The 24,971-nt window shown below is 60.0% G+C and carries 31 protein-coding genes; 20 read left to right on the top strand and 11 right to left on the bottom strand.

Annotated features, from left to right (window positions below; genetic code table 11):
* From JJ869_RS00415 to JJ869_RS00380, 8 genes are all read right to left on the bottom strand, one after another.
* The coding region (locus JJ869_RS00415) for an alpha-D-ribose 1-methylphosphonate 5-triphosphate diphosphatase (RefSeq protein WP_292263881.1) at positions 1–777 on the bottom strand (777 nt) is incomplete at its 3' end.
* Positions 767–1,546, bottom strand: coding sequence for an alpha/beta fold hydrolase (locus JJ869_RS00410; RefSeq protein ID WP_292263878.1), 780 nt, complete (start codon positions 1,544–1,546; stop codon positions 767–769). The genes JJ869_RS00410 and JJ869_RS00415, both read right to left, overlap by 11 nt.
* A gap of 39 nt (positions 1,547–1,585) precedes the next feature.
* On the bottom strand, positions 1,586–2,440 hold the full coding sequence (locus tag JJ869_RS00405) for a DMT family transporter (RefSeq protein ID WP_292263875.1): 855 nt from the start codon (positions 2,438–2,440) through the stop codon (positions 1,586–1,588).
* Positions 2,441–2,676: 236 nt separating this feature from the next.
* On the bottom strand, positions 2,677–4,314 hold the full coding sequence (groL, locus tag JJ869_RS00400) for a chaperonin GroEL (RefSeq protein ID WP_292263872.1): 1,638 nt from the start codon (positions 4,312–4,314) through the stop codon (positions 2,677–2,679).
* Between the two features lie 55 nt (positions 4,315–4,369).
* Entirely contained in the window at positions 4,370–4,681 is a 312-nt protein-coding gene (locus JJ869_RS00395; protein WP_292263869.1) for a co-chaperone GroES, read from the bottom strand.
* Positions 4,682–4,852: 171 nt separating this feature from the next.
* A complete protein-coding gene (locus JJ869_RS00390; protein WP_292263866.1) occupies positions 4,853–5,617 on the bottom strand; it encodes an ABC transporter permease in 765 nt (254 codons plus the stop codon).
* Positions 5,614–6,414, bottom strand: coding sequence for an ABC transporter ATP-binding protein (locus JJ869_RS00385; protein ID WP_292263863.1), 801 nt, complete (start codon positions 6,412–6,414; stop codon positions 5,614–5,616). The genes JJ869_RS00390 and JJ869_RS00385 overlap by 4 nt, the downstream gene beginning before the upstream one ends.
* Before the next feature lie 58 nt (positions 6,415–6,472).
* Positions 6,473–7,480, bottom strand: a complete 1,008-nt coding sequence (locus JJ869_RS00380) for an ABC transporter substrate-binding protein (RefSeq protein WP_292263860.1) — start codon at positions 7,478–7,480, stop codon at positions 6,473–6,475.
* A 258-nt stretch (positions 7,481–7,738) separates the two neighbouring features.
* Between JJ869_RS00380 and JJ869_RS00375 the strand changes: the two genes are divergently transcribed.
* Complete coding sequence (locus JJ869_RS00375; protein ID WP_292263857.1) at positions 7,739–8,983, top strand: VWA domain-containing protein; 1,245 nt, start codon at positions 7,739–7,741, stop codon at positions 8,981–8,983.
* Positions 8,984–9,004: 21 nt separating this feature from the next.
* Complete coding sequence (locus tag JJ869_RS00370; protein ID WP_292263855.1) at positions 9,005–10,234, top strand: hypothetical protein; 1,230 nt, start codon at positions 9,005–9,007, stop codon at positions 10,232–10,234.
* A 12-nt stretch (positions 10,235–10,246) separates the two neighbouring features.
* Here JJ869_RS00370 and JJ869_RS00365 read toward each other — a convergent pair whose 3' ends face one another.
* Complete coding sequence (locus JJ869_RS00365) at positions 10,247–10,912, bottom strand: DUF2161 family putative PD-(D/E)XK-type phosphodiesterase (RefSeq protein ID WP_292263853.1); 666 nt, start codon at positions 10,910–10,912, stop codon at positions 10,247–10,249.
* Positions 10,913–10,994: 82 nt separating this feature from the next.
* Here JJ869_RS00365 and JJ869_RS00360 point away from each other — a divergent pair, with 82 nt between their 5' ends.
* Complete coding sequence (locus JJ869_RS00360; RefSeq protein WP_292263850.1) at positions 10,995–11,984, top strand: TraB/GumN family protein; 990 nt, start codon at positions 10,995–10,997, stop codon at positions 11,982–11,984.
* On the opposite strand, the gene JJ869_RS00355 is transcribed toward JJ869_RS00360, so the two are convergent.
* Both JJ869_RS00355 and JJ869_RS00350 read right to left on the bottom strand, forming a co-directional pair.
* Positions 11,973–12,884 carry a DMT family transporter gene (locus tag JJ869_RS00355; RefSeq protein ID WP_292263847.1) on the bottom strand — a complete coding sequence of 304 codons (912 nt, stop codon included), beginning with the start codon at positions 12,882–12,884 and terminating at the stop codon, positions 11,973–11,975. The genes JJ869_RS00360 and JJ869_RS00355 overlap by 12 nt on opposite strands.
* Before the next feature lies 1 nt (position 12,885).
* Positions 12,886–13,773, bottom strand: coding sequence for a LysR family transcriptional regulator (locus tag JJ869_RS00350; protein WP_292263844.1), 888 nt, complete (start codon positions 13,771–13,773; stop codon positions 12,886–12,888).
* 113 nt (positions 13,774–13,886) lie between these two features.
* Here JJ869_RS00350 and JJ869_RS00345 point away from each other — a divergent pair, with 113 nt between their 5' ends.
* The 17 genes from JJ869_RS00345 to rpmE all read left to right on the top strand — a co-directional run bounded on the left by JJ869_RS00345 (position 13,887) and on the right by rpmE (position 24,918).
* Positions 13,887–14,468 carry an NAD(P)H-dependent oxidoreductase gene (locus JJ869_RS00345; RefSeq protein WP_292263841.1) on the top strand — a complete coding sequence of 194 codons (582 nt, stop codon included), beginning with the start codon at positions 13,887–13,889 and terminating at the stop codon, positions 14,466–14,468.
* A 206-nt stretch (positions 14,469–14,674) separates the two neighbouring features.
* The gene (gene ffh / locus JJ869_RS00340; RefSeq protein ID WP_292263838.1) at positions 14,675–16,177 is read left to right on the top strand and encodes a signal recognition particle protein; all 1,503 of its coding nucleotides are present in this window, start codon (positions 14,675–14,677) and stop codon (positions 16,175–16,177) included.
* A 6-nt stretch (positions 16,178–16,183) separates the two neighbouring features.
* On the top strand, positions 16,184–16,720 hold the full coding sequence (locus JJ869_RS00335; RefSeq protein ID WP_292263835.1) for a GNAT family N-acetyltransferase: 537 nt from the start codon (positions 16,184–16,186) through the stop codon (positions 16,718–16,720).
* Positions 16,717–17,244, top strand: a complete 528-nt coding sequence (locus JJ869_RS00330) for a GNAT family N-acetyltransferase (protein WP_292263831.1) — start codon at positions 16,717–16,719, stop codon at positions 17,242–17,244. Before JJ869_RS00335 ends, JJ869_RS00330 begins: the two co-directional genes overlap by 4 nt.
* Positions 17,241–17,759 carry a GNAT family N-acetyltransferase gene (locus JJ869_RS00325; protein WP_292263829.1) on the top strand — a complete coding sequence of 173 codons (519 nt, stop codon included), beginning with the start codon at positions 17,241–17,243 and terminating at the stop codon, positions 17,757–17,759. The genes JJ869_RS00330 and JJ869_RS00325 overlap by 4 nt, the downstream gene beginning before the upstream one ends.
* Positions 17,756–18,331, top strand: a complete 576-nt coding sequence (locus tag JJ869_RS00320; RefSeq protein ID WP_292263826.1) for a GNAT family N-acetyltransferase — start codon at positions 17,756–17,758, stop codon at positions 18,329–18,331. Before JJ869_RS00325 ends, JJ869_RS00320 begins: the two co-directional genes overlap by 4 nt.
* The gene (locus JJ869_RS00315) at positions 18,331–18,936 is read left to right on the top strand and encodes a GNAT family N-acetyltransferase (RefSeq protein WP_292263823.1); all 606 of its coding nucleotides are present in this window, start codon (positions 18,331–18,333) and stop codon (positions 18,934–18,936) included. Before JJ869_RS00320 ends, JJ869_RS00315 begins: the two co-directional genes overlap by 1 nt.
* A gap of 1 nt (position 18,937) precedes the next feature.
* Positions 18,938–19,237 (top strand): chorismate mutase, encoded by a 300-nt coding sequence (locus JJ869_RS00310; protein WP_292263884.1) that lies wholly within the window; start codon positions 18,938–18,940, stop codon positions 19,235–19,237.
* 41 nt (positions 19,238–19,278) lie between these two features.
* Positions 19,279–19,668: a 30S ribosomal protein S16 gene (gene rpsP / locus JJ869_RS00305; RefSeq protein WP_292263820.1), complete on the top strand. Its 390-nt coding sequence runs from the start codon at positions 19,279–19,281 to the stop codon at positions 19,666–19,668.
* A gap of 227 nt (positions 19,669–19,895) precedes the next feature.
* On the top strand, positions 19,896–20,717 hold the full coding sequence (locus JJ869_RS00300) for a MipA/OmpV family protein (protein WP_292263817.1): 822 nt from the start codon (positions 19,896–19,898) through the stop codon (positions 20,715–20,717).
* Positions 20,718–20,791: 74 nt separating this feature from the next.
* A complete protein-coding gene (rimM, locus tag JJ869_RS00295; RefSeq protein ID WP_292263814.1) occupies positions 20,792–21,298 on the top strand; it encodes a ribosome maturation factor RimM in 507 nt (168 codons plus the stop codon).
* Complete coding sequence (locus tag JJ869_RS00290) at positions 21,295–22,095, top strand: hypothetical protein (RefSeq protein ID WP_292263811.1); 801 nt, start codon at positions 21,295–21,297, stop codon at positions 22,093–22,095. Before rimM ends, JJ869_RS00290 begins: the two co-directional genes overlap by 4 nt.
* Positions 22,096–22,203: 108 nt before the next feature.
* Positions 22,204–22,752 (top strand): hypothetical protein, encoded by a 549-nt coding sequence (locus JJ869_RS00285; RefSeq protein WP_292263808.1) that lies wholly within the window; start codon positions 22,204–22,206, stop codon positions 22,750–22,752.
* A gap of 60 nt (positions 22,753–22,812) precedes the next feature.
* A complete protein-coding gene (gene trmD / locus JJ869_RS00280; RefSeq protein ID WP_292263805.1) occupies positions 22,813–23,628 on the top strand; it encodes a tRNA (guanosine(37)-N1)-methyltransferase TrmD in 816 nt (271 codons plus the stop codon).
* Between the two features lie 63 nt (positions 23,629–23,691).
* The gene (locus JJ869_RS00275; RefSeq protein WP_292263802.1) at positions 23,692–24,000 is read left to right on the top strand and encodes an EthD family reductase; all 309 of its coding nucleotides are present in this window, start codon (positions 23,692–23,694) and stop codon (positions 23,998–24,000) included.
* A gap of 301 nt (positions 24,001–24,301) precedes the next feature.
* Positions 24,302–24,685, top strand: coding sequence for a 50S ribosomal protein L19 (gene rplS / locus JJ869_RS00270; RefSeq protein ID WP_292263800.1), 384 nt, complete (start codon positions 24,302–24,304; stop codon positions 24,683–24,685).
* 11 nt (positions 24,686–24,696) lie between these two features.
* Positions 24,697–24,918: a 50S ribosomal protein L31 gene (gene rpmE / locus JJ869_RS00265; protein ID WP_292263797.1), complete on the top strand. Its 222-nt coding sequence runs from the start codon at positions 24,697–24,699 to the stop codon at positions 24,916–24,918.
* Positions 24,919–24,971 lie beyond the last annotated feature (53 nt).

Below are 24,971 nucleotides of genomic sequence, written 5' to 3'. Positions count from 1 at the left end.
ATCGTCCCGCGCCGCTTGCGCCGCCTCGAGCGTTTCGGGAAATTCGCTGACCGTGGCGCCGCGCGCGGCCCATTCCCCGCGGTCCTCCGATGTGCTGTCGTCATGGCTCCCTAGGACAATACCCTTCTGAACCAGCCGTTCGGTCAGCGCATCAAGTGCTGCCGGCACGTCTGAGGACCGCGCGTGTAGGTCTTGCATCAGGGCTAGATGCACCTCTGGGCTGCGTCCACTTTTGAGCGCCTGCCCAGTCAGACGCGGCGGCTTGCGCCCTTCCGACAGACGCTGGTGCGGCAAGTGGTCATTAAAGACCACATAGCCGATCCCGAACCGATCGATGGCCGCTTCGGCGCGGGCAAAGTCGTCAAGGAGATGGGTTTCCAACCGCAATTGAAGTTGCAGGTCCACAGCGACGCTGTCGCGAACGGCAGCCACGCTTTGGAAAACATGCTCGGCAAAATCGGGCCCGCGCATGCCGCCTTCCCATGAAAAGAACTGGGCCAGAACAGCGGTGGTGATGCCGTTCGCAGCAAGCTCCGCCGCCACGGCAACAACGCCATGTTCAGCCTCGCGCAACGCCCCACGGCGCGGGGCCATATGCCGTTCAAATCCGTCCCCATGTGGGTCGACGATTCCCGGCAGGACAAGATACCCCGACAGGTCAATCACGCGTCCAGTCTGGTCAGCCGCGATCAGACCATCCGACACCGACAGGGGCACATCACTCCACCCATCAGAAGTCAGGATTTTGGCACCAACAAGCGTACACTCAAGGCTCATTTGCAGGCTCCGGGCAGATGCCGAACATACAGGCCAGTTCTTCGGTATTGATGGCTTGGGTCCAGTCCAGTTCCGGGTCAAACCGTCCTGTTCGCAGGAAAAGGTCAACCTGCGCGATCACAGAAGGAGCTTGCATGATGAAGGTATGGGTGACCGGCATGGTCAGATGGGCGCGCATCCCTGCCACCTTGGTCGACTCGACTGAAACCTTGCCATCATCCGGACCGGGGATCAGGCTTGAGAAAAGCGGATTGAGAGACCTTGTGCCAGCAATAACTCCAAGATCGAAATCGACAGGCGGCAGTGATTTCGGCAGGTCATTGGGAGCGGTTCCCAACTGTTGACCCGCGGGACCATTGAGCCACTCGAAGAGCTCAAGTCCCCCCAGCTCGTCCACCAATTCACTGCCCTGGTTGGGCGGGGCCAGCATGACAACCCGTCCAAGATTGGCCGGTCGATTGTCCTTGAGCCAGAACCGCAAGAGAATGCCGCCCATTGAGTGGGTGACGAAGTGGATGCGATCCTTTTCGCACGACGCCACAGCAGCTGGTAAGGTTTCCCCGACCAGGGTTTGTATGCGCGCCGTCGTCGACGGGTAGCCGGGTGCCTTCACCGTGTAACCCTTTGCCTCGAGCACGGATTGCATCAGCGCAAAAGAGGTTTCCGTCCGCGCCAGCCCGTGCAGAAGCACCACGCAGTCCGCACGGACAGGCTGCGCCACAAACAGCGTGATCACGGTTGCAACGGACAGGGCAAGACGGCGAAACATAAGCGTCAGATACGTGCTGAAGTAACATTTAGAAAGGGCCTAGCGCCGCGACGTGACGGCCAACAGAACCCCGCCCAGAACTAGCAGGGCCGCCACGATCAACCGCGATGTCACCGTTTCCGAAAGGATAACCGCACCGCCAGCAATGGCGATGACCGGGACTGTGAGTTGGGTGACCGCCGCCGTGCTGCCGCGCAGATGAGGCAGGACCGTGTACCACATCGAATACCCGATGCCTGATGTCACCGCTCCTGCAAGGATGGCCATTGCAACGCCAAATGCCGTTGCCGAGGACAGGTGAATGCCGTCAAGAAACGCAACGGCTATCAGTGTTCCGGCCAGTGCGATTGCCGCGGAAATGCAGAAATTCGCCGCCGTTGCGCCAAGGGCATCCGATGCGCTTCGCCCGTTGAGCGAATAGATGCCCCATGCGATACCGGCGATGGTCATCAGGCTTGCGTGCCAAAGGCTTGGGGCCGCTGCGTGGCCCGGCCAGAGCAACCAGACAAGCCCACCGAACGCGACGCCCGCCCCCACCCAGCGCCGAGCCGCGGGGCGTTCACCGCCGATCAGCGCACCGGCGAACATGGTGATCTGCACGAGGCCAAAGAGGATCAATGCACCAAGCCCAGCGTCCAGGCTTTCATAGGCCAGTGAAAACCCGAAGATATAGACGAAGAGCGACAGCACTCCGACAGTGCGGCCCGTGCCGCCAAGGACAAGACGGCGGTCCCGGAGCATCACGAGTGCAGCCAGCGTGACAGCGCCGGCGCAGAGGCGGACAACGCCGAAGGCCACCGCATCGATATCCCCATGCGCCAATGCCACACGGTTCAGGATCGAGTTCGAGGCAAAGGCAATCAGGGTCAGGAAGGTCAGGAGAAGAAGGCGCATGTGATTGGCTAACGCGTCACGCGGGCGGTGACCAGACACCTTTTCGTACGGTCTTTCGCAAAAGCTTTCAGAGGGTCTGAGAATCTTCGTACGAAGATTCTTGGGCGCGCCTTAATTCGAGGTTAATTCCGAAGCGATCCAAAGCACCCTCTGAGAATGAACAAAGGCGCCCGAAGGCGCCTTTGTGTGTAGGTCTGCAGAATAATCCGCCAGACATCCCGAAGGATATCTGCTGATTACATCATGCCGCCCATGCCACCCATGTCGGGCATGCCGCCGCCAGCGCTTTCTTTCTGCGGCTTGTCCGCAACCATGGCTTCGGTTGTGATCAGCAGGCCTGCGATGGACGCTGCGTCTTCCAACGCGGTGCGCACAACTTTGGCCGGGTCGATCACGCCGAACTTGAACATGTCGCCATATTCGTCTGTCTGCGCATTGTAGCCGAACTTCGCATCGTTGCTTTCGCGGATCTTGCCAGCAACAACCGAACCGTCGACGCCTGCGTTCTCTGCGATCTGGCGCAACGGTGCTTCGACCGCCTTGCGCACGATGGCAATACCGGCGTTCTGGTCGCTGTTTGCACCTTCGAGACCTGCGAGGGTCTTGCCGGCCTGTACCAGAGCAACACCGCCACCGACGACGATACCTTCCTGAACAGCGGCACGTGTCGCGTTCAGAGCATCGTCCACGCGGTCCTTGCGCTCTTTCACTTCGATTTCGGTCATGCCGCCAACGCGGATGACAGCCACACCGCCTGCAAGCTTCGCAACGCGTTCCTGCAGCTTTTCACGGTCGTAATCGGAAGTGGTTTCTTCGATCTGGTTGCGGATCTGGGCAACGCGTGCCTGGATCTCGGCCTTCTCGCCTGCACCGTCAACGATTGTGGTTTCGTCCTTGGTGATCTGAACCTTTTTGGCCGAACCCAGCATGTCAATGGTGACATTCTCGAGCTTCATGCCGAGGTCTTCGGAGATCACCTGACCACCTGTCAGGATTGCGATATCCTGCAGCATCGCCTTGCGACGGTCGCCAAAGCCCGGTGCCTTGACTGCAGCGATCTTGAGGCCGCCACGGAGCTTGTTGACCACGAGGGTCGCCAGCGCTTCGCCTTCGACGTCTTCCGCGATGATCAGCAGCGGCTTCTGCGACTGGATCACGGACTCGAGCAGCGGAACCATCGGCTGCAGCGAGGAGAGTTTCTTTTCGTGCAGCAGGATGATGCAGTCGTCGAGTTCTGCGGTCATCTTGTCAGCGTTGGTCACGAAATAGGGGCTCAGGTAACCACGGTCGAACTGCATGCCTTCGACAACATCGGTCTCGGTTTCGAGGCCTTTGTTTTCTTCGACGGTGATCACGCCCTCGTTGCCGACCTTCTGCATCGCATCCGCGATCTGGCGGCCGATTTCAGCTTCGCCGTTTGCGGAAATGGTGCCAACCTGGGCGACTTCGTCGCTGTCGGTCACGTCGCGGGCCGCAGCTTTGATCGCTTCAACGACTTTCGCCGTTGCGAGGTCGATACCGCGCTTGAGGTCCATCGGGTTCATGCCAGCTGCAACCGACTTCATGCCTTCTTTGACGATGGCCTGTGCCAGAACGGTTGCTGTGGTGGTGCCGTCACCGGCTTCGTCGTTGGTGCGGGAAGCAACTTCCTTCACCATCTGTGCGCCCATGTTCTCGAACTTGTCTTCCAGTTCGATTTCCTTGGCCACGGACACACCGTCTTTGGTGATGCGCGGTGCGCCGAAGGATTTGTCGAGCACAACGTTGCGGCCTTTCGGGCCGAGGGTCACCTTCACCGCGTCGGCGAGGATGTTGACACCCTTCAGCATGCGCGAACGGGCGTCTGTGTTGAATTTTACGTCTTTTGCAGACATCGCTTAGTCTCCACTAATTTAGTCAGAGGTGTTGGTTTGGAACCACGACGGGCGTTCATGCAGCTTTCGCTGCTGCGTCGTCCGTGATGATGCCGAGGATGTCCGACTCCTTCATGATGAGGAGTTCTTCGCCATTGACCGTCACTTCTGTGCCCGACCATTTGCCGAAAAGGACCTTGTCGCCGGCCGAAACGGCCATCTCGATCAGCTCGCCACTGTCCTTGCGCGCGCCTTCGCCACACGCAACAACCACGCCTTCTGCCGGCTTTTCTTTGGCGCTATCTGGGATGATCAGGCCACCAGCAGTTTTTTCCTCGCTCTCGGTGCGACGAACCAGCACGCGGTCATGAAGCGGTTTAAATGCCATCTTCGAGTCTCCTTGCTCAAAGGTTTCCACTAAAGTCCCTCGCTCCCCGAAGGACTGTTGTCACTCTATAGGGTCGAGTGCTAACGGCGCATAGCTAGGGATCGCGCAAGCGTGAGTCAACACGTTTCGCCGCAAAAATTTATGAAGTTCGGCACCAGGCCGCTTGCAGGATCAGTAGCTCGGAGACCGTTCTGCCCAACCGGCAAAAATCTTCTCCAGAAACACCACCACGTAGTAGAGGACGATCCCCATCAGCGCGAGTGCGATCAGAACCGCGAACATCAACGGATAGTCTGAATTGGTCTTGCCCGAGTCAAAGAGCGCACCCAGTCCGCGCCCATGGGGTGAGACAATTTCCATCAGATTGGTGCCGATGAACGCCAGTGTGACCGCCACCTTGAGGGCCCCGAAGAACTCGGGCAGGGTCTTGGGAAGAGCAATTTTCCAGAAGATTTTGGTCTTGGATGCCCCCAGAGAAGCAAGAATGTCGCGATATTCCGGCTCAAGCGTGCTCAGGCCAATAGAGACGGACACCGCGATGGGAAAGAACGAGATCATGAACGCAATTAAGATCGTATTGAAGTTGTGATCGCCGACAAATAGCAGAGCCACGATGGGCACCACGGTCGCCTTGGGGATCGCGTTGAAGCCCACCAACAACGGATAGAGCGCATCCCGCATGGTACGTGAGAAGCCCATGATCATGCCAAGGAAGACCCCGAAGGCGATGGCCAGCAACAGGCCAACCACCGTCCGCCACAACGTCTGCCACCCCATGACAATGAAAAGTTCCCAATACCGCGCATAGGCGGGGGGCAGATCCGACGGCGAGGCCATCACGTAGTTTGGCCAGCCGTTGGCCCAGACCAGAAGTTCCCACAACAGGCCGAAGACCACGATGGCCAAAACCGGGACCATGATATTGCGAAGCGTCATTGGGCAGCCTCGTGTCCATCAGCCCGGCCCTGCGCGATCTGAATCTGACGCCGCAGGATGTTCAGCGCCTCAGCCGATTCCGGGGTATAAAGATGTTCGATGTCGCGCTGACCTGTCAGGTGCACATCCATCACGTATTGCGTTTTGGCAGGCCGCCCCGACAGCACAACAACCTGATCGGCCAAGAAAATCGACTCGCGCAGATCATGGGTGATCAGGACGCCGGTGAACGGCTCTTCCGCCTTGACCTTGTGCATGGTCTGCCAGAGGTCTTCGCGGGTGAACGCGTCTAGGGCCCCGAACGGCTCATCAAGGATCAGCACTTCGGGTTTGTGCACGATTGACCGGCACAGCGACGCACGCTGCCGCATCCCGCCAGAGAGTTCACTGGGGCGTTTGTCCTCGAAACCTTCCAGACCGACAAGCGCCAGCAGCTTGCGCGCGCGCTCTTCCTGTTCGCGCTTCGACAGCTTGGTCGGCAAAATCTCGAGCGGTAGCATGACGTTTTGAAGTATGGTGCGCCATTCCAGCAGCACGGGGTTCTGAAAGGCCATACCCACAGTCGACTTCGGCCCTTTGACCAATTCACCGTGCAGCCAGACTTCGCCTTGATCGGGTTTCATCAGGCCAGCGATCAAACGGGTCAATGTGGATTTACCACAGCCGGACGGCCCAACCACGGCAGCAAATCCGCCTTCGGGAACAGTTATTTCCAATCCACCCAGTACGGGCAAGGGACCCGCCTTGGTGTGGTAGGCGTGTCGCACGCCTTTGATTTCGATGAGATTTCTCGACACGCGCACCGCCTTGTAACAAGGGCCGATCGTGACACGCACGACCGGCCCATTGGGAGTTTTATTTCAGCATCCGCGCTGCCGCGTCCGGCAGGTAGGCATCCGTAAAGTAGAGGCTTGCGTCGGGCGCGTTCTGGAACTCGTAGGTTTGTGCGATCTGCTCGATCGCCTTTGCCATACGGTCGGCATCAATATCGCCCATGCCGTTGGTCATCGCGTAATCGGTCGCGACGTTGGCATCGATGGACAGTTGAAGACGACGCTTTTCAAGCTCTGCATCGGCCGCCGGGTTGCGTTCGATCAGGCTGGCAATCGCGGCATCCGGGTCTGCAATAGCATCTTTCCAACCGGCGGCGACCGCACCAAGGAACCCTTTGATCAGCTCGGGATTATCGGCAGCGAAATTGGTGTTCGCGATAATCGCGTTGCCGTAAAGCGAGAGGCCATAATCCGCCATCAGGATGGTCGAGATGTCCTCTTCCGGCACGCCAAGACGCACAAGGTTCAGATAGGACGAGAACGAGAACCCTGTGATCGCGGCGACGTTGCCTTCGGCGAGCATCGGCTCACGGGTCGGGAAGCCGACCGGTTCAACAGTGATTGACGCGACATCCAGATCGTTGGCAATGGCGAAAGCCGGGAACTGCGCCCATGCGCCATCGGGGGGTGGGGCGCCCAGCACTTTACCTTCAAGGTCTTTCGGCACTTCGACACCCAGCGACTTGCGGCCAATGATAGCGAAAGGCGGCTTGTCATAGACCATCATTACCGCTGTGACAGGCGCGCCGGGGTTCTGGTCGAGGAACTTGATCAAGGAGTTGATGTCTGCGAACCCGACGGGGAAGGCCCCGGTCGCCACTTTCGGGATGGCATCCAGAGACCCCTGCCCGGCCGAAATCTCGACCGAGAGGCCGGCCGCTTCGAAATGGCCCTTGTCGATGGCCACGAAATAAGGGGCCGCTGGACCTTCGAATTTCCAGTCGAGCGCAAATGGAAAATCAGCCTGTGCAAAGGCGGCACTTGCGAAGCTGAGTGTGGTGGCAAAGGCCGCCAACGTACGTTTAAGCATCGAGAATCTCCACAGTTTGTTCGAGGCAAGCTGTTCCATCAGTTGGAGAAACGGAACACGAAGGACCGTCCACCTATTTCCAGAGGCCAAGGGCGCATAATTTCTGAGCAGCTTTCACGAACTTGCTCAAATCATTAGCACACGGCGTCTTTTCGCCAAGCAAAAAAAGCGAAATTTTGGTTCTGCGAAACCTGTGCATGTCCGATTCAACGTGCTTCTCTGGTGTCATTGAATCACCTGATTTCGAGGACACATCCGATGCGACATTTGCTTGCCCTTTCCCTAACGGCTTTTGCCACGATCGCCACCGCGCAAAACCAGCCCAACACGGTTCTCGTGATGGACGGATCCGGGTCGATGTGGGGACAGGTCGATGGCGTTGCCAAGATCACCATCGCGCAAGACGTCGTGGGCAAGCTTCTGTCGGATTTCCCAGCAGAACAGGGGCTTGGCCTGACGGTCTATGGCCACCGCGAACGCGGCGAATGCACGGATATCGAAACGGTCGTCGCCCCGGCACCGGGAACGGCGGCCCAGATTGCGACCGCCGTGAACGGGATCAAGCCCTTGGGCAAGACGCCCATGACCGACGCAGTCATCGCCGCCGCGCAAGCCCTGCGCTACACCGAGGAAAAGGCGACCGTCATCCTTGTCAGTGACGGGGTTGAGACCTGCAATCCCGATCCCTGCGCAGCCGCGCGCCTGTTGGAAGAGGCCGGCATTGATTTCACCGCCCATGTGATCGGTTTCGACGTTGGCTCTGACCCCGAGGCTTTGGCGCAGATGCAGTGCATCGCCGACGAAACCGGCGGGCAATTCCTCACTGCCGACAACGCGGATCAGTTAACCGCCGCCCTGACACAGGTGGCCGCTGCGCCCGAACCGGACCCCGAACCTGTCGTCGTGCCAACCACGCTGACAGCCGTAATCGAAGGCACGGACATGTTGGTGTCCGGCCCTGTGCTCTGGGAACTGACAAGCAACACCAACACTGTCCTCAGCGATACCGAAGGCAATCCGCTTGACCTGCAATTGCCCGAAGGATCGTACACCGCCATCGCCTACAGCGTTGCGCTGGAAACCGAAATGACCCGCCAATTCGTGGCGATTGGTGATAGTGCAACAGTACAAATCGCCTTTCCCGCTCCGCAGGACAAGGCGCGCGTTCTGGCCCCGGTAGAGGCCGTCGCGGGAAGCACGATCCAGGTGGGATGGGACGGCCCGAATGAAAAGGAAGACTATATCGGGATCGGTGCCGCAGATGCAGACGGTGCAAACCAGTGGCGCAACTGGAGCTACACATCGTCCGGCAACCCGGTAGACCTTTTGGTTCCGCCCACACCCGGCCCGCATGTCATCACATATTTCAAACGCGATGGCCGCGAACCGTTGGGACAGACCGAGATCATGGTCACACCCGCGACCGCGACCCTCCAGACCGTGGCCGAGGCCCCGGCGGGCTCTGAAATCATGGTCGACTGGAGAGGCCCAAATTACAAATAGGACTATATCGGCATCGGCAGGGTGGCGGCAGACGGAGCAAACCAGTGGGAGAACTGGACCTATGTCCGCGACGGATCACCGGCCAAACTGACCATCCCGGCAGAGCCCGGCAACTATGCCATCACCTACTTCATGCGGCAGGATAGAACGCCGCTGACGACCATCGCGTTTACGGCAACCGAGGTCACAGCCAGCATCACCGCGCCGACCGAGGCCGTTGCCGGATCGACCATCGAAATCGGCTGGACCGGACCGAACTATGCCGAAGATTACATCGGCATCGGGCGCGCAGATGCCGACGGTGCGAACCAATGGGAAAACTGGACCTACACCCGCGAGGGCAGCCCTCTTGACCTTGTGATGCCTGCAGAACCCGGCGAGTATGTCATTACCTATTTCCAACGACAGGACCGCACACCGCTCACGTCGGTTCCGATCACGTTGACGGCGGTCAGTGCCAGCATCACGGCGCCAACAGAGGCGTTCGTCGGATCAACCATCGAAATTGGCTGGACCGGCCCGAACTACGACGAGGACTATATCGGCGTTGGGCGCGCAGATGCCGACGGTGCAAATCAGTGGGAGAACTGGACCTACACCCGCGAGGGCAGCCCGCTTGATCTGGTGATGCCGGTGGAACCCGGCGAGTACCTTATCACCTATTTCCAGCGGCAGGATCGTACTCCCCTGACGTCTGTGCCAATTTCGCTGAAACCGGTTGAGGCGACACTTCAGGCTCCGGCCAGCGCTCCGGCCGGATCGACCATCGACGTCGCGTGGACAGGCCCGAACTACAGCGAGGACTACCTTGGGATCGGACGCGCGGATGCGGATGGGGCAAACCGGTGGGAAAATTGGGTGTATACGCGCGACGGAGCGCCCGCAAAACTCTTGGTGCCCGCAACACCGGGGGATCACCTGATCCGGTATTTCGTCAGACAAGACCGCAACGCGATTGCAGAAACCCCGATCACCGTGACCCCGGTTGAGGCGACGCTGAGTGTGCCCGCGACGGCGACACCGGGGGCCACCGTCGAAATCGGCTGGACCGGGCCTGATTACGCGGAAGACTACATCGGCGTTGGTCCTGCGGACGCAACGGGCGGCGAACAATGGCAAAGCTGGGCCTATACGCGCAGCGGCAACCCGGCGACAATCATCCTGCCGGACGCTCCGGGCGACTACGTGGTGCAGTATTTCATCCGTCAGGACCGGGAAAGCATTGCATCTGCGACGATCAAGGTCGAATAAGCTTATGCCAATCTAGCCAAGGCTTTCGCCCCAATCCGCCAAGCCCTGACGCCCCTCCGGCGTCAGGTCATACACACCCGTTTCGACCTTGCAGAACCAACCGTAATGGTTGTCGCGCATCAGCGTCGTGGCATTGGCAACGCCGGTCGCCCTGGCCACGATGGACCCTTTCTCGGCACCTGTTTCGGCAAGATAAATGGCGCAACGCAGCGCATCCTGCCGGTAGGCGGTGACGATGCCGTGGCGGGTGGCGCCCCCGGCGTTCGGATCACCCTCGAGCCGATGAAACTCTCGCAGCAGCTTTTCGCGCTTGGCTTTGGTCTGGCGCGGCAGATAGCGGCCCGGATCGCAGTGCGCTTCGACCACGCCGTCTGCGCGCACCGTCAGAAACCCAAGCCCAAGGCGGCGGCACATGATCCGGTTCTCGCGCAAGGACCGCCGTGCATTGCGCCCCGTCGGCTTGAGCACCGCGATGTACACCAGATCGGTCAGCCGCAGCCGCGTCACCGCCTGATGATAGAGCGTCAGGTTCAGACGCAGTTTCAATTCGACCACGACAGGGTCTTCATCGCCCCGGACAGCAACCAGATCGACCGCGCCGATCTCGCCTTTGACGGAATATCCCTGCGCCTCAAGAAAGGCTTTTACAGGTGGATAAAGATCGGCTTCACGCTCCATGCCTCATCAATGCGCGACCGCCTTGCCGCTGACAAGTGCAACGCCTAGCTTCCTGACAGGGAAGACCGAAAAGGATACTTGGATGATTGCTCGCCTGCTGTCGGTTTTGTGCTGTCTCGTATTGGCGCTGCCTGCCTTTGCCGCCTGTTCGGGCAATGACCTGCGCGCCACGCTTGACCAAGGAGAGCGCGATCGCCTTGACGCCATCGTCGCTGACGACCCGTTTGCGCAAGGCAATCATTGGAAAGCCACGCGGGACGGTGCCACATTGCACCTGATCGGCACGATGCACCTGTCTGATCCACGTCTGGATGCCCCCTTGAACCGCCTGCGCAACACCGTTGAGAGTGCCGATCTGCTATTGCTGGAAATGACAAACGAAGATGAGCTCGCTTTGCAGCAGCGCCTGTCGACCGATCCAAGCCTTTTGCTCATGCCGGACGCGACGCTGCCAGATTTGCTGAGCGAGGCGCAATGGGCACAGATGTCAGAGGCGCTGAATGCGCGCGGCGTTCCGCCCTTCATGGCCGCGCGGTTTCAGCCATGGTACGTGTCAATTCTTCTGGCCATTCCGCCCTGTGCGTCAGAGACCGTTCTCTCCGACGGCGGTTTGGATGCCCGCATCGAAGAAATCGCGACTTCAGTTGGTATTCCCAGTGCCGCGCTTGAGGATGTGGAGACGATTTTCGCCGCCTTTGCGGACCAGCCCCGCGATGTGCAGATCGACATGATGCTGTCTGCTCTGGTCGATCCGGCGATTAGCGAAGACCTGTTTGCGACCATGCTGGCGAGTTATTTCGACGAAGCCCCCGCAGAAGGCTGGGCCATGTCGACCATTCTTGCCGAGCGCTACAGCCCGATCCCGTCAGATGCCGCAGCCGAGATTTTTGCGACTATGGAGCAGGAACTGCTGATCGACCGAAACCGCGCCTGGATCCCGGTTCTGATTGAGGCAACCGAAAAGAATGAAACCGTCATCGCGGCGTTCGGCGCGGCGCATTTACCGGGGCGTGATGGTGTTCTGGCCCTTCTTGAGGCCGAGGGTTTTTCGCTAGAAAGATTACCCTTCTGACGCCACTCTGCCCCGGACCTGGCTGTCATCCTTGAGCAGAAGCCCGAGCGCCACCATTGTCAGTCCGACCCCCACAAGAATGAGCATTGGCGGAAGCGGCCGCCCGAGCGCCATTTCCCACAGGATCACCCAGCTTGGCGTGAGATAGGTGTAGGCCATGACCTTGGCTGACGGAATACGCATGGTCGCATATTGGAGCAGCAGGAACGTCGCCGCACTGGCAAAAACCGAGGTGTAGGCAATGGTCACCCAAACGATTGACGGTAATTCTGCCCACTCCGTAGCCATTATTGACGGATACCCGAAAACCAGCAACAGCACCGCGCCCATTATCAGCACACCCAGCGTAAAGACCGCAGGGCGTTCGCCCCGGTTCAGCTTGGGCACCATCGGCGCATAGACGGCGTGGGCCACACAGCCCACAAAGTAGACCATTTCACCGCGACCGATTTCGAATGCCAGGAACGCAGACAGCTCGGCGCGGAAGATCACCCAAAGCGCACCGATGCCGCCAATGGTCAGCGCGATAGCCATGCGTCCGGTCAGGACCTGACGCAGCAGCAGCCAGCCGAACCCGGCCGCAATCATTGGCGTCAACGTGAACACCGCAGCCATCGAAACCGGCGCCCCGGTTTTCAGCCCTTCGAACATCAGGACAAAATAGGCGACAAGAAACAGCGCAAGGACGGGATACCGCCACGGTGCCTGTAATGCGGGTCGATCCACACCTCCGGTCGAAAAGACGAGAACAGCCAAGATCGCCGACGCGATGACAAAACGCACCGCGTTCAAGGCGTCAGGCGCGATATGTGGCGCGGCCATCGACCCAAGCGAGAACGACCCGGCCACAAGCGCCGAAAAGGCCAACATGGCCAAGTGACCGCGATGCGCTTCAGTCATATTAGGAATGTGCAGCGTCAAGCACTTTGACCGCCTCTTTGAGATGCGCCAGCAGGGCCTGCACCTTTGCCGTGCGATGCAAGTCCACATGAGTGACCAGCCACAAGGGTGCCACCCATTCTTCCTTCGGCGGCATCACCTCGACAAGATCAGGATCCTCCGCGCCTTGCGCCACCGGCATGAACCCCATGCCCGCACCGCTGCGGACGGCCGTGATCATGCTGTAAGTGTCGGTTGCCCGGAACACGACACGCTCATATGGCACCTTTGCACGAAGCCATTGTTGGAACGGCGCACGGCCATCAGGATTGTCGTTGCCGACGAAGAAATGATTCACCAGATCATCTTCGCCTTTGGGAAGGCCATGTTTTTCGACATAGCTCTTGGATGCGTAAAACCCGATCTTGAGCTTTGTCAGCGGTTGTACGACATTGTCCGGCTCATCGGGAACCGATCCCGCGCGGATCGCAACATGCGCCTCGCCGTATTCCAGTCGGAACACGCGCGCGTCGGTCAGGTAGCGCAGCACGACGCGGGGGTAATTGTCCTTGAAGTCCGAAAGAACCGGGACAAGGAAATTGGACAGCTCCACAATGGACGTGACCATCAATTCACCACTCACATCGGCACCGCGTCCCCGGATGCGGCCGACCAATTGCTGCAATTGGTCCTCGGTGGTCTGAGCAACGCGGGCGAGGTCCTCACCAGATTCCGTCGGCGTGTATCCGCGCGCATGGCGCTGAAACAGCTTGACGCCCAGCCGCGCTTCAAGAGCGTCAATGTGTCGGATAACGGTGGCGTGGTGAACGCCCAATACCTCGGCGGCTCCGCTGACCGTGCCTTGCCGAGCAACCTGATACGCCGTGCGCACCTCGTCCCAATGCTCCATGATCCACCTTTGTGCAATTACTCACATCAACTGCGCTTATCTTCCTATTTCGTGCGCTGAGGCAATACCTAAGTACTCTTCACAAGCAAACAAGTTCGTGACTGGAGAGTCCCATGACACATACCGTTCTTCGCATCGACGCATCCGCCCGGCATTCGGGTTCTGAAAGCCGCGCCCTGACACAGCGCATCATCGACCGCCTTGAGCCGGAAGCCGTGATCAACCGCGATTTGGCCGTGGCCATGCCGGCCATCGACGCGGATTGGCTCGCCGCAAACTGGACGCCCGCAGACGATCGCACCGACGCGCAGCGCCAGATGCTTGCTCTGTCCGATACCCTGATCGAAGAGATCAAATCGGCAGATACAATCGTCATCGGCGCGCCGATCTACAACTTCGGCATCCCGGCAACGCTGAAGACATGGATCGATCTCATTGCCCGCGCAGGGATCACCTTCAAATATTCGGAAACCGGCCCCCAAGGTTTGCTGACCGGCAAGCGCGCGATCGTCGCCATCACATCGGGCGGAACGCAGGTCGGATCCGAGATCGATTTTGCCAGCGGTTACCTGCGTCACGTACTCGGCTTTGTCGGAATCACCGATGTCCAGTTCGTCGCGGCCGACCAATTGATGGTGGATGCTGAGGCGTCGCATGCCAAGGCGACCGCGGCGCTTGAGGCCCTCGCCGCCTGAACACTCTGGCGCGCGGCTTGACTCTGCGCGCCGGTTTGGCCTAAACGCCTCCCAACTCCGGGAAGTCTGACTTTCCGGTCCCTTGGACACAGTCCGGGATCGCCCCCCACCAGCGTGTTACGCCCGTGGGGGCGTTTGACGTTTGGTAAAACCGTTGCTGGCCCTTACGTCGGGGACACATCCAGCAGCAAAGGAGGCGAAAGCCCATGTTTGAAAATCTGTCCGACCGCCTAGGCAGCGTCTTTGATCGGCTGACCAAACAGGGCGCGCTGTCCGAGGACGACGTCAAATCCGCCCTGCGCGAAGTCCGCGTGGCCTTGCTTGAAGCCGACGTGTCGCTGCCGGTGGCCCGCGACTTCATCAAAGCGGTGCAGGACAAGGCCACCGGTCAGGCCGTGACGAAATCGGTCACACCCGGCCAACAGGTAGTCAAGATTGTCCATGACGAGCTCAAGCATGTGCTGAGCGGTGACGAAGACCCCGGCAAACTGAAGATCGACAACCCGCCTGCCCCGATCCTGATGGTCGGTCTGCAGGGGGGCGGTAAGACCACGACAACTGCCAAGATCGCCAAACGCCTGAAAGAGCGGGACGGCAAGCGCGTTCTCATGGCATCGCTCGACGTGAACCGCCCGGCGGCGATGGAGCAGCTGCAGATCCTCGGTGTTCAGATCGGTGTCGACACGCTTCCCATTGTCAAGGGTGAAGACCCGGTTGCAATCGCTAAGCGCGCCAAGACACAGGCGTCGCTGGGCGGTTACGATGTCTACATGCTCGATACCGCAGGCCGTCTGTCCATTGACGAAGAGCTGATGGCGCAGGTCGAGGCGGTGCGCGATGTCGCCAATCCGCGCGAAACGCTGCTGGTGGTCGACGGCCTGACCGGTCAGGACGCGGTGCACACGGCACAGAATTTTGACGACCGCATCGGAATCACCGGCGTTGTTCTGACACGGATGGACGGCGATGGACGCGGCGGTGCAGCCCTGTCAATGCGTGCTGTGACCGGCAAGCCGATCCGCTTTGTCGGCCTTGGCGAAAAGATGGACGCGCTCGAAACCTTCGAGCCGGACCGGATTGCAGGCCGCATCCTTGGCATGGGCGACATCGTAGCCCTTGTCGAGAAGGCACAGCAGACGCTTGAGGTCGAACAAGCCGAGCGCATGATGAAGCGCTTCCAGAAGGGTCAGTTCAACATGAACGACCTCAAGATGCAGCTGGAACAGATGATGAAGATGGGCGGCATGGAAGGCATGCTGGCCATGATGCCCGGCGCGCAGAAGATGCAAAAGCAGATGGACGGCGCAGGTATCGACGACCGCATGCTGCGTCAGCAGATCGCGCTGATCAACTCCATGACCAAGAAGGAACGCGCGAACCCGCAGATCCTTCAGGCCAGCCGCAAGAAGCGCATTGCCGCAGGGTCGGGGATGGACGTGTCCGACTTGAACAAGCTGCTCAAGATGCACCGTCAAATGTCCGACATGATGAAGAAGATGGGTAAGATGGGCAAAGGCGGCATGCTGAAACAGGCCATGAAGGGCATGTTCGGCAAAGGCGGCCCCAGCCCGGAAGAGATGATGGGCCAGATGGACCCGAAAGCCCTGGAACAGGCCGCCAAGGCGCTTGGCGGCAAGGGCGGCATGCCCGGTCTGGGTGGCGGCATGGGCCTGCCGCCGGGCCTGAGCGGGTTCGGCAAGAAGAAGTAACTCTTGATGCGTAAAGCCCCCGTCATAACCACGCCGCGGTTGCGTCTGCGTCCACATCGCATGGACGACATGGAAGCCTTCTGGGCCTTCTATCAGACGCCGCGCGCCGCCTATGTGGGCGCTCCCAAGAACAGGACACACCTGTTCTATGGGCTGTCGTCCGAGGTGGTTGCGTGGGACTGGATGGGTCACGGGGCTTGGGCCGTCGATACGGCCGAGGGCGAGTTTGTCGGTCAGGTCGCCATCACCCAACCGCCGCATTTTCCCGAACGCGAGATTGGCTGGACCCTGTTTGAGAAGGCCGAAGGCAAAGGCTACGCGACCGAAGCGGCAACTGCCGCACTTGGATGGGCTTGGGAACAGGGGTTTGACACCCTTGTCAGCTATATAACCCCCGAAAACGTGCGCTCGCGCGCACTTGCAGAACGGCTTGGGGCTATTCTGGATGCGAACGCCCCGCTGCCCGACGGCGAAACTCCCGAGGAAACCGTTGTCTACCGGCACAGCCCGGACATCGACGGCAGCCCGGAGGCCTATGCATGAGCCTCACGAACGCACCCGTCCTTGAAACCGAACGCCTGATCCTGCGCGGCCCACAAAAGGCCGACGCTGAAGCGATGATTGCGTTCCTGATGGACGACACCCGCGCACAAGGCTTTGGTGGATATGACAACCGCTCGGATTCGTGGCGCTGGTTCACGCTGAACGTGGGCCACTGGCACTGGCACGGCTACGGCTATTTCACCATCGAAGACAGGGCGACCGGCAAACCGGCCGGGATCAGCGGCATCTGGAATCCCGAAGGCTGGCCTGAACCCGAAGTGGGTTGGGTTGTGTTCGACGGGTTCGAAGGCAAGGGCGTCGCCTATGAAGCGGCTACGCGGGTGCGCCAGTGGGCCTATGACGACCTTGGCTTCACAACGCTGACCTCGAACATCGTTCCCGGCAACACCCGGTCGATCCGCCTCGCCGAACGGATGGGCGCCGTCTATGAGCGCACCTACGACAATCCAAACATGGGTGAAGACATGCTCTATCGCCATCCGGGACCGGAGGCGCTGGCATGAGTTTCGAGATTCCCGTGATCGAGACAGAACGCCTGATCCTGCGTGCCCCCGGCATGCAGGATTTCGAGCCACTCTGCGCCTACTTCCAAGACCCCCGGAGCCGCTACAACGGTGGACCGGCGGAACCGCTTGATGTGGGTCGCATGCTGATGATCGGACTTGGTCAGTGGCACCTGCGCGGTCACGGGCAATGGCACATCACGCTCAAGGGCGATGACACCTTCATCGGCTTTGCCGGTATCTTCCATCCACTGGACTGGCCGGAACCCGAACTGGGCTATGCCGTGACTGCCGAACACGAAGGCAAGGGCATCGCCCATGAGGCTGCCATGGCCGCGCGTCAGGCTGCCGCGACGCATCTGGGGTTGTATCATCTGCCCAGCTTCATCGCACCGGACAACGCACGTTCGCAGGCTTTGGCGCTGCGCATGGGCGCGGTACGCGAGCCCGACATCACGCTCCGCAACAAGGTGGCGACTGTCTACCGCCACCCTATACCGGAGGCAGCGGCATGATGCGTATGGCCTGTGAAACAGCCTCTACCGGGGCAGCTGCTGCAATTGCCGGACAAATTTCCACGCTTGTCCCGACCATGAGGACCGACCGTCTTGTGCTGCGGGCCCCGCGCGTCAGCGACTTCGACTGTCTGGCAGACATCGCCTGCTCCGAGCGTGGCCGTGGCATCGGCGGCCCCATGACGCGGGCTGACGCATGGCGCGAGTTTGTGCAGCTTTCCTCTGGCTGGATGCTGCACGGGCATGGTGGTTGGACGCTCGAAGATGCACAGACCGGTGAAGTGCTGGGCTTTGTCCTGATCGGGTTCGAACCGGGAGACCTTGAGCCGGAGCTTGGCTTCCTGCTCGATGCCAAAGCCGAAGGCCGGAGCATCGCTTACGAGGCGGGGCGCTGCGTTCTCGACTTCGCGACGGATGTTCTGAAATGGAAGACGCTGGTCAGCTATATCGACCCGGCCAACGCCCGCTCCATCGCCCTTGCCGAACGGCTGGGGGCCGACCTCGATGGTGAGATCATTGAGGATGGTGAGGTCACGCTGGTCTACCGCTACACACTGGCGGAGGTGCTCTGATGGGCCACCGCGACATCCCCGTTCTCGAAACCAAGCGGCTTGTTCTGCGCAGCCCCAAGGCCGATGACTATCCGGACTTCAAGGCCACCTTCGCCTCGTACCGGTCCCGCTTCATGGGCGGGCCGCTGAACAGCTACGAGGCGTGGATGCTCTATGCCGCCGAGATCGGGCACTGGGAAATCCGCGGCTTTGGCATGTGGATGGTGCACCTCAAGGATACCGAGGAAACGGTTGGTATGGCCGGTGGCTGGTCACCCGCGAAATGGCCGGAACGGGAAATTGCATGGATCATCTGGCCGGATCGCGCAGGCAAGGGCTTTGCGCTTGAGGCGACGCATCGGGTGCGCCGATATTTCTATGACGAGAAAGGCTGGGAAACGGCGGTCAGCTATCTGGATCCCAAGAACCTCGACAGCATTCGGCTGGCCGAGCGCCTTGGCGCCAAGAAAGACCATGACGCGCCCACCGTCGACGGCAACGATGTCTGCTACCGGCACCCTGCGCCCGACGCCCTGCGCGGCACGCAGCTAGCCCATGGCATCGACATGGAAATCGCCCATTACCAAGACCCTCTGTTCAAACCGAAAGGCTGGGCCATTGACTGATATGACCACCGATCCCGTAACCCGCGCCGCAGAGCTGCTCAGGGGTCACCGCGAAAGCATAGACCGGCTGGACGCGATCCTCGTGTTCACATTGGCCGAGCGGTTCAAACACACGCAGGCTGTTGGGGTTCTCAAAGCCCAGCACGACCTCCCGCCCTCAGACCCCGCGCGCGAAGCGACCCAGATCGCGCGGCTCGAAGAGCTTGCGACCCAGGCAGATCTTGATCCTGAGTTCGCCAAGAAATTCCTGAATTTCATCATCCAGGAAGTCATCCAACACCACAAACAGAAGCAATCCTGACGGGTCTTCCCGTCACCTCGAAAACCTTAGGAGAATACCACATGTCTATCAAAATTCGTCTCGCCCGTGGCGGTTCCAAAAAGCGCCCCTTCTACCGCATCGTTGCCGCCGACAGCCGCATGCCGCGCGATGGCCGTTTCATCGAAAAGCTGGGCGTCTATAACCCGCTGCTGCCGAAAGACAGCGAAGAGCGCGTGAAGATGGACGTCGAGCGCATCCAGTACTGGATGAGCCAGGGCGCACAGACGACCGATCGCGTGGCGCGCTTCCTCGAAGCCGCTGGCGTCGTCGAAAAGAAAGTCCGCAACAACCCGAAGAAAGCCGTTCCGGGCAAAGCAGCAACCGAACGCGCACAGGCAAAGGCCGCCAAAGCAGCTGAAGCTGCTGAAGCCGCAGCTGCCCCGGCCGCCGAAGAGGCAACCGCGGAATAATCGCGGACTGCCTTCGCAGATGGCCGGCCCACCCGGTCATCTGCACCCCACCTGCCTCAGAGCAGGACCCTCCTGAACATTCTGTGACCAAGACCGCGCCACTCTCGCAACAGGCGAGTGTCATTGACGCGCCATTTTCTTTTGCGTGTCGCGCTTTGCTTGACCCCGCCACCGTGCCGCTCCATGTCTTGGACCAACCGCGTGCTGCCCAACAGGAGCCAAATGTCATGCTCACACGTCTTGCTGTCGTCTCTACCCTCGTCCTTAGCCTTGCGGCACCGGCCTACGCAGCTGGCCCCTCGCAGTCTGCGACACAGACCGATGTGATGACCCCAGCTTCGGCGCCAGCCAAACAGCAGCTGATGTTCACCCTGCGCGGTGGTGTCGCAAGCACACCTGAATATTTCGGCTCTGACGACAATGCCATCGGCGCTGATCTTGGCTTCAGCTTCAACTATCTCGCGCTGCGCAGCGGGCGCACGTTCGGCAACCCCGATCCTTGGGCTGACAGCATGGGCCTGACCTTTGGTGGGTCCTTCCGGTTCATCGAGGAACGCAAGACCGACGATTTTGACGAACTGGCCGGTCTTGATGACATCGACGCGGCGGTCGAACTGGGCGTGTCCATGCGCTACGGCACCCAGAATTTCGCTGCCTTCGGCGAAGTCCGTCGCGGCTTTGGCGGTCATGAAGGTTGGGTCGGTGAAATTGGCGCAGACGCGATCCTGCGCCCGACGGATCGTCTGCGCCTGTCAATGGGGCCGCGCCTGTTCTTTGGCGACGACGCCTATAGTGACACCTATTTCGGCATCACCCCCGCTGAATCCAGTGCGGCCCTGCCCGCCTACGATCCCGAAGGTGGTATGGTCTCTGCCGGTATCGAATTCGGCGCACGCTACCAGATCAACGATGTCTGGGGGTTGGAAGGGGCCGTCACATATGAAAAGTTCACCGATGACGCTGCCGACAGCCCGATCGTCAAGCAAGGTTCAGACGAACAGTGGGGGGTCCGCTTTGGCGTGACCCGCGTGTTCAGCATCGGCGGCTGATCTCGCACGCAGGCGATTGCGTCCACATAATGGTCTGGTCTATCCAGTCGTGCAAAGCGACCGGGAGCATATCCGTGAGTGAAAAAGTCTGCGTTGGCGCAATTGCCGGCTCCTTCGGGGTCAGGGGTGAAGTGCGCCTCAAGAGCTTTACCGCGATCCCCGAGGATATCGCGCGTTACACCCCTCTTGAGACCGAAGACGGAAAACGCAGCTTTACCGTCAAGATCACGCGTCAGATCAAGAACGGTCTCGCCGCGCGCATGTCCGGCATCGCAACCAAGGAAGAGGCTGACGCGCTGCGCGGAACGCAGCTTTTTGTGCCGCGCGACCGGCTGCCGTCGCTTCCCGATGACGAATTCTACCATGCAGACCTGATCGGGCTTGAGGTCACGGACACCGGTGGCGCGTCTTTGGGTAAGGTTTTGGCCGTCATCAACAACGGCGCGGACGACCTGCTTGAACTCAGCGCACCGGGGCAGAAACAGACGGTGCTGCTGCCCTTTACCAAAGCCGTCGTGCCGACGGTGGACCTTGCGCAGGGGCGCATTGTGGCCGATCCGCCAGAGGGCCTGTTTTCGTGACGACACGGATCGTCATTCACGCGGGCTTTCACAAAACCGGTACGACCAGCGTTCAGTCCATGCTGCGCGAGAACGCTAGCGTGCTGGAGCCCCATGTGCGGGTTTTTCTCAAAGAGGCTTTTGACGGTCTTACCGAAAGCGCACGCGCTTTTTCGATCGACCCGAAGAAGAAAACATTGGCTGCGGTTACCCGGGCGGCTGTCGCCTTTTTCGAAACAGTCGACCGAAAGGACCCGCGCCCGATCCTGATGTCCTCGGAAGATTTGTCAGGGCATATGCCCGGTCGCCATGGCCTCGAATGCTATGACAGTGCGGGATTGGTGATGAAGTGCCTGAGCGATGCCGCGTTCCGACGTTTCGGCAATGACACTGACCTGACCTTCTATTTCTCCACAAGGATGCGAGAGCCGTGGCTGCGCAGCACATGGTGGCAGAACCTCCGCAGCACCCGCCTGACCGACGATTTCGAAACCTACAGCAACCAATTCGACGCCGCCCGCAGCCTCGACGACATTCTCGAGGAGATCGCCCACGATGTTGCTCCTGCCCGCGTAACCTCGTTTCTTCTCGAAGACGCGGCCACCCTGCCACTTGGGCCGCTTGATCCACTGGTCACGCTGCTCGAGCTTACGGAGCTGGACCGCGACGCCGTGGTCGTGTTGCCGCCTGAAAACGTGCAGCCCGACCTTGGCATTGATGCGGTGTTTCTGGCCCTCAACCGAAGCGAACTTCCGGAACGCGACGTGCAGGATGCCAAACGGATTGTCCGCAAGATGGCGCAGCGCCCTGCTTCCTGAGGCAGCCATCTTTTTGCCGAAAAATAGACACGTCGTTGCCTGAATTCCGGCGAAAAATCGCCACCTGGCAGGTTTACGCCTACATGGTTGCCTTGGGGACAGACCGCTGTGGATCGCGTAAAACGACGTTTGCTGTTGGTGATGGCCGCGCTCTCACCGGGTGTGGTGACGATCACATTGCACGAATTCGCGGTCTCCTTGGCCTTCATGGTCTTGGGCATTTTCGGCGCGATCAGCATCGCTGCCGCAACCATCGCAGTTTTTCCTCAGATTGCTCCATCCTCGCTGAAACAAGAGCCTTCAAAAAAAAAGTATCACTCGCTCCTGCACTCATCCGCGCTGGACGCGCTCAAGGGAATGCCCCCTGATCCGGTGTCGATCCGGGCAACACTTGGGGCACGGATGACCGCCGCGCCAGGTCACCCCGGCTTCGTTTCAGATGAAGAACAGATCGGCATGGTGCTGTCGCAGATCATTGCGCGGTGGGACGCCTCGGACCTGTCCCAACTGGACGATGACCAGATCCGAGAGCTGTGGCTCATTGATCGGATGATGCGTGCCAGCCCTGCCGAGGCAGGCGCATTGTCGCACTTCTTTTCCGCGCCGGAAGCCATGCTTGCGATGCGGGATATGCTGGCAACACCCGTGACCGCCTGACCTGTGGTCTTTTGGGCGACAAGCCACTAAAGCCATCGGCGTCACCAAAAGGCTGCCCAGATGGACGATCCCAAAACACCGCCGCAACGCTCCCATGGTCGCAAGACAATCCGGCCTTCGCTGGTACCGCGCGAACTGATGGAAGACGCGCCGGAACTGGCCCGGGCATGGAAGGCGCAGGTGATCACCCTTCTGCCGGACGCGTTTCCCGGTCTGCTGGGGCAATCTCTGACCGGGCGCGCGCTTCAGGATGGGCTGTGGCAGCTTGAAACTGTGCCATTGCGCGAATTTGGCGAAGGCAAACACCGCAATGTCGATGACACCCCTGCCGGTGGAGGCGCGGGCATGGTGCTGCGACCCGACGTGATGGCCGCCGCCATTGACCACGCCCGTGCTCGGATCGCCCCAAGTGCGCCCCTGATTTACCTCAGCCCGCGCGGAAAACCCCTGACCCAGGCCATGGCGCAACAGCTTGCCACGGGGCCGGGCGTGACGCTGATCTGTGGCCGGTTCGAAGGTTTGGATCAACGCGTGATCGACCACTACCGGGTGATCGAAGTCAGCCTTGGCGACTTTGTCCTGACCGGCGGCGAGATTGCGGCGCAGGCCATGATTGATGCCACCGTAAGGCTCTTGCCGGGAGTGCTCGGCAACGAGGCATCGACAGAAGAAGAAAGCTTCTCAGACGGGCTGTTGGAGCATCCGCAATACACCCGGCCCGCGGTGTGGCGCGAACGGGAAATTCCACCCGTCCTGATGTCAGGCCACCATGGCGAAATCGCCAAATGGCGCAAAGCGCAATCCGAAGAATTGACTCGGGCGCGACGTCCCGACCTTTGGGCCGATTGGTGCGCCAGACAGGACCGGAACGATTGATCGCGTCACGATCGCGCGATCTGTGTTAAGCCTGTGCCACTGCGAATCCCACAGGAGTTTAAAATGGCACTTTCCTTACAGGTAATTTACCCGATCACGGACGAGACCCACTTCGATTACGACTATTATCTTGGCACGCATATGCCGATGGTCGGCGAATACATGGGTGCGCATATCGAGTCTGTGCTCGTGACCAAAGGGCTTGCCAGCGGACCGGACGCGCCGCCCGAAAGCTATGCAATCGCCACGATGACCTTTGCCGACAAGTCCGCACTTGATTCAGCACTTGGCGCAGCTGGGCCCGTGGTCGCTGACATCGCCAACTTCACAAACACACGACCTCAGATGCTGATTGGCGAAGTGATCGCCTGACCTGTTACTGGCGCAACCAAACCAAGCCCCGTAAGAGCATTGAGACACCAAACGGCCCTTGATTAACTGCGGCGCTTCTGGTTTACGGCGCGTGTTCCGGGTGTCAGCCCGGTGCGGTGATTCCGTGTGGTCTTCGGACATGGCGCAACCGCACCCTTCCCGGACAGAACAAGACAAAGACGACCTGATCTCTGGCGGGCGCTCCGATCATTCGGAACAGGCGGACCCGGACGAAGACCGAGAGCTCTGAGGACGCGCACATCTTTGCGGACCAACCGCAAGCAGTATTAGGAGAGAAGCGATGGATCTTATCGCTCAGTTGGAGGCGGAACAGATTGCCGCCCTCGGGAAAACCATTCCCGACTTCAAAGCAGGCGACACCATCCGTGTCGGCTACAAAGTGACCGAAGGCACCCGCACCCGCGTACAGAACTATGAAGGCGTCTGCATCAGCCGTCGTCAGGGGTCTGGCATTGCCGGTTCGTTCACAGTTCGCAAGATTTCTTTCGGTGAAGGTGTGGAACGTGTGTTCCCGCTCTATTCCACCAACATCGACAGCATCGAGGTTGTTCGCCGCGGCCGCGTCCGTCGCGCCAAGCTCTACTACCTCCGTTCGCGTCGCGGCAAGTCGGCCCGTATCGCAGAAGATGCAAATTACAAGCCCGTTTCGGGCGCAGACGCGTAAGGATCATCGAGATGAAAAAAGACATCCATCCCGAATACCACGTCATCAACGTCAAAATGACGGATGGCACCATGCTCGAAATGCGCTCGTGCTGGGGCAAGGAAGGCGACACGCTCGCGCTCGACATCGACCCGACTGTTCACCCGGCGTGGACCGGCGGCAGCTCGCGCTTGATGGATTCCGGCGGCCGCGTCTCCAAGTTCAAGAAGAAATACGAAGGTCTGGGCTTCTAAGCTTCGCCTTTCTGGAAATCTCAAAAGCCGCTCCAATTTGGGGCGGCTTTTTT

This window comes from Marivita sp. (assembly GCF_017643905.1).
Lineage (GTDB): Bacteria > Pseudomonadota > Alphaproteobacteria > Rhodobacterales > Rhodobacteraceae > Marivita.
This window is presented reverse-complemented; position numbering and strand designations above follow the sequence as displayed.

Coding starts and splice junctions, on each gene's coding strand:
- JJ869_RS00410 (WP_292263878.1), bottom strand. CDS start 1,546: ATGTTTCGCCGTCTTGCCCTGTCCGTTGCAACCGTGATCACGCTGTTT.
- JJ869_RS00405 (WP_292263875.1), bottom strand. CDS start 2,440: ATGCGCCTTCTTCTCCTGACCTTCCTGACCCTGATTGCCTTTGCCTCG.
- groL (WP_292263872.1), bottom strand. CDS start 4,314: ATGTCTGCAAAAGACGTAAAATTCAACACAGACGCCCGTTCGCGCATG.
- JJ869_RS00395 (WP_292263869.1), bottom strand. CDS start 4,681: ATGGCATTTAAACCGCTTCATGACCGCGTGCTGGTTCGTCGCACCGAG.
- JJ869_RS00390 (WP_292263866.1), bottom strand. CDS start 5,617: ATGACGCTTCGCAATATCATGGTCCCGGTTTTGGCCATCGTGGTCTTC.
- JJ869_RS00380 (WP_292263860.1), bottom strand. CDS start 7,480: ATGCTTAAACGTACGTTGGCGGCCTTTGCCACCACACTCAGCTTCGCA.
- JJ869_RS00375 (WP_292263857.1), top strand. CDS start 7,739: ATGCGACATTTGCTTGCCCTTTCCCTAACGGCTTTTGCCACGATCGCC.
- JJ869_RS00365 (WP_292263853.1), bottom strand. CDS start 10,912: ATGGAGCGTGAAGCCGATCTTTATCCACCTGTAAAAGCCTTTCTTGAG.
- JJ869_RS00360 (WP_292263850.1), top strand. CDS start 10,995: ATGATTGCTCGCCTGCTGTCGGTTTTGTGCTGTCTCGTATTGGCGCTG.
- JJ869_RS00355 (WP_292263847.1), bottom strand. CDS start 12,884: ATGACTGAAGCGCATCGCGGTCACTTGGCCATGTTGGCCTTTTCGGCG.
- JJ869_RS00350 (WP_292263844.1), bottom strand. CDS start 13,773: ATGGAGCATTGGGACGAGGTGCGCACGGCGTATCAGGTTGCTCGGCAA.
- JJ869_RS00345 (WP_292263841.1), top strand. CDS start 13,887: ATGACACATACCGTTCTTCGCATCGACGCATCCGCCCGGCATTCGGGT.
- ffh (WP_292263838.1), top strand. CDS start 14,675: ATGTTTGAAAATCTGTCCGACCGCCTAGGCAGCGTCTTTGATCGGCTG.
- JJ869_RS00335 (WP_292263835.1), top strand. CDS start 16,184: ATGCGTAAAGCCCCCGTCATAACCACGCCGCGGTTGCGTCTGCGTCCA.
- JJ869_RS00330 (WP_292263831.1), top strand. CDS start 16,717: ATGAGCCTCACGAACGCACCCGTCCTTGAAACCGAACGCCTGATCCTG.
- JJ869_RS00325 (WP_292263829.1), top strand. CDS start 17,241: ATGAGTTTCGAGATTCCCGTGATCGAGACAGAACGCCTGATCCTGCGT.
- JJ869_RS00320 (WP_292263826.1), top strand. CDS start 17,756: ATGATGCGTATGGCCTGTGAAACAGCCTCTACCGGGGCAGCTGCTGCA.
- JJ869_RS00315 (WP_292263823.1), top strand. CDS start 18,331: ATGGGCCACCGCGACATCCCCGTTCTCGAAACCAAGCGGCTTGTTCTG.
- JJ869_RS00310 (WP_292263884.1), top strand. CDS start 18,938: ATGACCACCGATCCCGTAACCCGCGCCGCAGAGCTGCTCAGGGGTCAC.
- rpsP (WP_292263820.1), top strand. CDS start 19,279: ATGTCTATCAAAATTCGTCTCGCCCGTGGCGGTTCCAAAAAGCGCCCC.
- JJ869_RS00300 (WP_292263817.1), top strand. CDS start 19,896: ATGCTCACACGTCTTGCTGTCGTCTCTACCCTCGTCCTTAGCCTTGCG.
- trmD (WP_292263805.1), top strand. CDS start 22,813: ATGGACGATCCCAAAACACCGCCGCAACGCTCCCATGGTCGCAAGACA.
- JJ869_RS00275 (WP_292263802.1), top strand. CDS start 23,692: ATGGCACTTTCCTTACAGGTAATTTACCCGATCACGGACGAGACCCAC.
- rplS (WP_292263800.1), top strand. CDS start 24,302: ATGGATCTTATCGCTCAGTTGGAGGCGGAACAGATTGCCGCCCTCGGG.
- rpmE (WP_292263797.1), top strand. CDS start 24,697: ATGAAAAAAGACATCCATCCCGAATACCACGTCATCAACGTCAAAATG.